4 protein-coding genes are annotated in these 6,261 nt (G+C 34.0%); 1 reads left to right on the forward strand and 3 read right to left on the reverse strand.

Annotation, left to right across the window (positions count from 1 at the left end):
• The first annotated feature begins 103 nt into the window (after positions 1–103).
• Entirely contained in the window at positions 104–2,002 is a 1,899-nt protein-coding gene (locus HN894_13835) for a menaquinone biosynthesis decarboxylase (protein MBT7144405.1), read from the forward strand.
• 61 nt (positions 2,003–2,063) lie between these two features.
• Here HN894_13835 and HN894_13840 read toward each other — a convergent pair whose 3' ends face one another.
• The 3 genes from HN894_13840 to HN894_13850 all read right to left on the reverse strand — a co-directional run.
• Positions 2,064–5,018, reverse strand: coding sequence for a T9SS type A sorting domain-containing protein (locus HN894_13840; GenBank protein ID MBT7144406.1), 2,955 nt, complete (start codon positions 5,016–5,018; stop codon positions 2,064–2,066).
• Between the two features lie 121 nt (positions 5,019–5,139).
• Positions 5,140–5,574: a hypothetical protein gene (locus HN894_13845; GenBank protein MBT7144407.1), complete on the reverse strand. Its 435-nt coding sequence runs from the start codon at positions 5,572–5,574 to the stop codon at positions 5,140–5,142.
• Between the two features lie 329 nt (positions 5,575–5,903).
• Positions 5,904–6,261: T9SS type A sorting domain-containing protein (locus HN894_13850; GenBank protein ID MBT7144408.1), on the reverse strand; the 358-nt coding region annotated here is incomplete at its 5' end.

Raw genomic sequence — 6,261 nt, forward strand, 5'->3', positions numbered from 1 at the left:
TAAATATTCATAAAGAAAAAAGTAATTGCTAATAAAAATAATTTGACCGAAAATTATAATAATATTATTTTCACAAATTTATTGAATTTACTGATTAAAAGCCATGAAAAAGAACAATATAGACAGCTTCATAGAGAAAACAGAGCAAAAAGGAGAACTCATTCGCATCAAAGAATTTGTTAGTCCGGAATTAGAAATTACAGAAATTACAGATAGAATCTCGAAACAAATCGATGGTGGGAAAGCACTTCTGTTTGAAAATACCGGGACTGATTTTCCTGTTCTTATCAACTCAATGGGTTCAATGAATAGAATTTGTTTGGCACTTGGCGTAGAAAATCTTGATGATATCGGCAAAGAAATTGAAGTTCTGTTCAAACAAATTTCCGAACCAAAACTTGGTATTATTGATAAACTCAAATTTTTACCAAAATTAGCACAACTTTCTTCATGGTTCCCTAAAAATATTTCAGGAAAAGGACAATGTCAGGAAGTTGTACAAGAAACTCCGGATTTATCAAAAATACCAATTTTGAAATGTTGGCCTGCCGATGGTGGAAAATTTATAACTTTGCCAATGGTTATTACAAAAGACCCAAATACCGGAATCAGAAATATTGGAATGTACAGGATGCAAGTATTTGACAAGCAACTAACAGGAATGCACTGGCACCGCCATAAAGTAGGAGCTCGACATTATTCTGAATATAAAAAACTTGGTAAAAAAATGCCGATTGCAGTAGCTCTTGGTGGCGATTTGACGTATATTTACTCAGCTACTGCACCCCTGCCCGACAATTTGGATGAGTTTATCCTTGCCGGATTTCTCCGAAAAAAGAAAGTTGAATTAGTTAAATGCCTTACACAAGATATTGAGGTTCCTGCCGATGCCGATTTCATTATTGAAGGATATATTGATCCACAAGAAGAATTAATTCTTGAAGGACCTTTTGGCGATCATACCGGATTTTATTCGCTGGCAGACTATTATCCCAAATTTCATGTTACTTGTATCACGCATAGGAAAGATGCAATTTATCCTGCAACTATCGTTGGAATTCCACCACAGGAAGATGCTTACATTGGAAAAGCTACAGAAAGAATTTTTCTGACACCGATAAGAATTAGTATGTTACCTGAAATTGTCGATATGGCATTGCCTTTCGAGGGAGTAGCTCATAATCTTACATTAATTAAAATTGACAAATCCTATCCCGGACAAGCCCAAAAAGTGATGAATGCTCTTTGGGGAGCCGGGCAAATGATGTTCAATAAAATTATGATTGTTATCGACAACGAAGTTAATATTCATAATTATAAAGACTTGGCTCGTTATGTTTTCGAAAATTTGCAGGTAGAAAGTGATATATTTTTTAGCAAAGGTCCATTGGATATTTTAGACCATTCATCCTCAAAATTTTCCTTCGGTGGGAAAATGGGAATTGATGGCAGTAAAAAATTCGATGAAGAAAAAAACGATTCTCAAAATGAAAAAATAAATGTAGTTAGCTTTTCAGAAAGTGTAATAAATAGTATTAAAACGCAATTTCCTGAAATTGAAAATATTAATTCTAATCTAATAGAAGATGGAATTCCAGTAATTTTCGTTTCGATAAAAAAAGACAAAAATCAACATGTGAAAACTTTGTGGGAAGCGATGAAAAATTTGCCAGAAATGCAATCTGTGAAGTTTGTAATATTTTTAGATTCAGTGGTCAACATTTTCGATATTTCAATGAATATATGGATATTAACAAATAATATTGATCCAAAAAGAGATAGCATTATTTCAGAGAATCAGATAGTTATTGATGGAACCAGAAAAACAAAAGCTGATGATGGTTTTACAAGAGATTGGCCAAATGTTGTTACTTCCGATGAAAAAACTATTAGAACAATTGACTTGAAATGGGAAAAACTCGGTTTGGGCAAATTTATCAAATCACCATCAATTAAATATAAAAATTTGGTTATCAATGATGGAGCTACTGTTTTTGAGTGATTTCAAAGTCAGTTTATTTACTGACGGTCTGTCTCCAAGACACACCGTCAGTAAAACATTATTATTTCTCAAAAACAACAATCTTCTTAGAAATTTTCAAATCATCTTTTTTAAATTCTACAAAATATACACCTTGCGGAAATTCTGATAAATCTATCTGAAATTGTTTTTCGGCGAGTGAAAGTTCTCGTTGTAAAATTTGCTTGCCCAAAGCATCGTAAACTTTCACATTTTCAAAACTTTGGCTTAATTGTACCGAAATAATTCCGGTGCTTGGGTTTGGGAAAATTTCAATTTCAGACATAGCCGGATTTTCAATTCCTGTACCATCAAAAACTGTAATTTGCACTGAGTCGGAATTTGAGCAACCGGTGTTTGGGTCTGTATAAAAATATGAAATCCAGTAAGTTCCAAGGTTAACAATTGTCGGGTCGAAAAAGTTGCCTGAAACTCCTGCCCCTGAAAAAGTCCCGCCTGCAGGCGTTACGTTTGGTAGATTTATTGGGGCTACATAAAATACGATAGAATCGGGAAAGCCGGGCTCAAATGCAATTTCGGGCAGTAGGTTTACAATTAGCTGTAATTCAAAAATACTATCGCAGCCATTTATGGTTTGCAGGTTTTCAAAATAAATACCAGTTGAATCTAAAAGTTGCCCGAAAAATTCGTAGCCTACGCCTTCACATATTTCCGCTATGAAAATGTCGTAGAAAACTGGAAAAGCATCAATATAAATAAAATTTATACTATCGCCGCCAAGGTAGTTTTGCGAACTATCGTAATGGTAGCCTGCTGCATTTACCCAATAGTTTTGGAATTGCATACTATCATTTCCACAAATTGAGAACGAATCTAAGAAATTTAGCAGGGTGTTTTCGTACCAGGCAATTTTATCGTCTTGCTGCGAGGCTGAGAGTACATCGTTGTCGCCATCGTTGTCTAAATCTTTGGCAAAAACCGAAACTGCTCCATCAGCTTCTATTGTTATTATTTGCTGAGTTCCGAAATTACCAAAGCCATCGTTTTCGTACCATGCTATTTTGTCGTCGATTGAGGAGGCTGACAATACATCATTGTCGCCATCAAGGTCAATATCTTTTGCATATACAGATTCTGCTCCATTTACTGCAAGTGATATTAACTGCTCATTTGCAAAATTTCCAGCACCATCGTTTTCATGCCATAATATTTTATAAGCCCATGATACCATAGAAGCCGAAATTACATCATTATCGCCATCGCCATCAAGATCGGCAGCACATACTGAATTTGCTCCGTTGCTTGATGTAATAATCTGTGAAGTTCCGAAATTCCCCAAACCATCGTTTTCGCACCAGAAAATATTGCTATAATAATTTGATGCTGAAATTACATCATTGTCCAAATCTCCGTCTAAATCGCAGGCAAACACTGTACTGGCACCATTTGCAGAAGCTAATAGCTGCTGAATTCCAAAATTTCCATTACCGAGATTTTCATGCTTTAAAATATAACTTGTAGTGGCTGAAATTAGATCATAATCGTTATCTCCATCAATATCAGTCGATATTACTGTGTTGGCACCATCAGCAAAACTTGAGACTATTTGTTCTGTGCCAAAATTTCCACCTCCTGAGTTTTTATGCCAGGCAATTTTATCGTCTAAAAATGAGGCTGAAACTACATCATGGTCATTATCTCCATCTAAGTCGTAGGCAAGTACATATTTCGCACCATCGGCAGAAATTGAAATAACCTTTTGCAAATCAAAGTTTCCATTTCCAAGGTTTTCATAGCTTGCAATCTTATCATCGGCTATTGAAGCCGAAAGAACGTCATTGTCGCCATCGTTATCAATATCAATTGCAAAAACTGAATTAGCCACATCTGCGGCATGAGCAATTGTTTGCTCTATTGTGAAATTTCCAAATCCATCGTTTTCGTAATATTCTATTTTGGAGCTATTTTGTGAAGATGATATGATATCAATGTCGTTATCCCCATCCATATCTATAGCATACACTAAAGCTGCACCATCAGCCAAATTAGTTATAATTTGTTGTGTTCCAAAATTTCCACTACCATCATTTTCATACCATGCAATTTCATTGTAATACCAAGAGCTTGAAATTACATCATTATCTCCATCTCCATCTAAATCGGCTGCAAATACTGACTTTGAAATAGAAACAAGATTCGAAATTACCTGTTGATTTCCAAAATTTCCGTTACCATCATTTTCATACCACGAAATTTTATCATTCAAGCCAGAACAATCTGCCGATAAAACATCCTTATCTCCGTCTCCATCAAGATCAATAGAATATACCGAACAAGCGCCATCTGGAACAGCTGAAACTATTTGTTGTGTTCCAAAATTTCCTGTTCCATCGTTTTCATACCATGCAATCTTATTATCAAAATAGGAAGCTGAAAGAATATCATTATCACCATCACCGTCCAAATCAGTTGAGAATACCCAATTTGCACCATCTGCTGTAATTGATATTATTTGCTGAATACCAAAATTTCCGTTTCCATCGTTTTCATACCACGCAATCTTATCATCGAACCACGAAGATGATAAAATATCATTATCTCCATCATTATCTAAATCTATTGCAAAAACTGATGAAGCACCATCAGCTATTGTAGATACTATTTGTTGAGAATTAAAAATCCCACCACCGGTGTTCTCATACCAAGCAATTTTATCTTCAGTTTCTGATGCAGTAATAACATCAAAATCACCATCATTATCCAAATCTGATGCAAAAATTCCCGTTGGAGTTATTACTAAATCGCTAATAATTTGAATAGTATCAAAATATCCACTACCATCATTTCTATGCCAGGCTATCAAGTTATCTTTTGTATAGGAATTGATAATATCCTTGTCTCCATCGCCATCTAAATCTGCTGCAAATATTCCATATGGTTGGGTGCCAAATGTAAGGTTATGTGGAATGAAAGCTATTTGAGAAAACAAAAATTTTGTTGCAAATAGTATAAACGTCAAGAGTGTTACTTTTTTCATTTCTATTTTCTATTAATGTTAAAATTTAATTCCTGAAATCTGCCATGTAGAATAAAAATGATAATCATTTAATGAGCAACAGATTTCAGGATACAAAATTAATATCAAATTTTCAATTTATTTATGGGAATATCTTAAATTTATAATAATCATATCCACCAATATTTTGAGCAATTTCATATTTAAACTGATTATAAATAGGATTACCGAGAGTTCCTAAATTTGGTGCAACATTTGCTTGTTGAGGATAACCACCACTCATATAGAAACAAGGATCTGGAGGTGAATTGTTTGGTGGATAATAACACTTCATTTTTTCCAAACTTACATCATCCTCATCAAAAATATATTCTATAACTACCCAATCTTCAGCAGGAACTTCAAAATATACAGGTACATTAGTCGGAATGCAAGCTTCTGTAAACTGTGCAGAACACTCATAATCTTCAGTTGTAGAATTAATTACCTCAACTATCAATTCTGTCTGTCCAAATCCAGTACTTGCACATAACAACAATACTAAAACAATTCCTAAAATTTTATTTATATTTTTCATAACTTTGTAAAAATTTTAATTAATAATAATTTGTGAGCTAAAGATTTTTTTTAGTTGAAATTTTCCTCTCTGAAATCCCAAAAACAGAGAGGTTTATTCAAATGAATTTGTTTTTGCCAAGCTCAAAAATGGTCTTTTTTAGTGTTTTTAGACATTGAGGGGGGCGTAATAGGCTGCGTACCAATCCGTTAACCCGCATCTTATTTCGCTTTTATACTTCATTTTCGTTTTTCTGCTTTCTTTAATTTTCTAAAAAATAATAACGCTTGATACGGTGGGTTTTGAAAAAGGTTGCAATTGTTTTAACATTTTTTAATGGTTTTCAATCATCAAATCAAAATCAATTTCCGAAACACCACAAAACCTTTCACAACAACTTTCACAAAATAAATCCCTTTTTTTTGATTTGAGATATCTATATTATGCAAACCCTCAGGGTTTTTTAGGAGTTTGCTTTTTTGATAAACTAATTCGCCGGTAATATCCCAAATTTCTGCAGACTGCATATTTTTACCAACTATTGTAAATTTGCCGAAAGTAGGATTTGGGAAAATTTCAATTTCGGGTATAGCCGGATTTTCAATTCCTGTACCATCAAAAACTGTAATTTGCACTGAGTCGGAATTTGAGCAACCGGTGTTTGGGTCTGTATAAAAATATGAAATCCAGTAAGTTCCAAGGTTAACA

Source organism: Bacteroidota bacterium, assembly GCA_018692315.1.
Lineage (GTDB): Bacteria > Bacteroidota > Bacteroidia > Bacteroidales > JABHKC01 > JABHKC01.

What these genes read in the sequence shown, in the direction of transcription:
- HN894_13840 (MBT7144406.1), bottom strand. Translation starts at nt 5,018, where the DNA reads ATGAAAAAAGTAACACTCTTGACGTTTATACTATTTGCAACAAAATTT.
- HN894_13845 (MBT7144407.1), bottom strand. Translation starts at nt 5,574, where the DNA reads ATGAAAAATATAAATAAAATTTTAGGAATTGTTTTAGTATTGTTGTTA.
- HN894_13835 (MBT7144405.1), top strand. Translation starts at nt 104, where the DNA reads ATGAAAAAGAACAATATAGACAGCTTCATAGAGAAAACAGAGCAAAAA.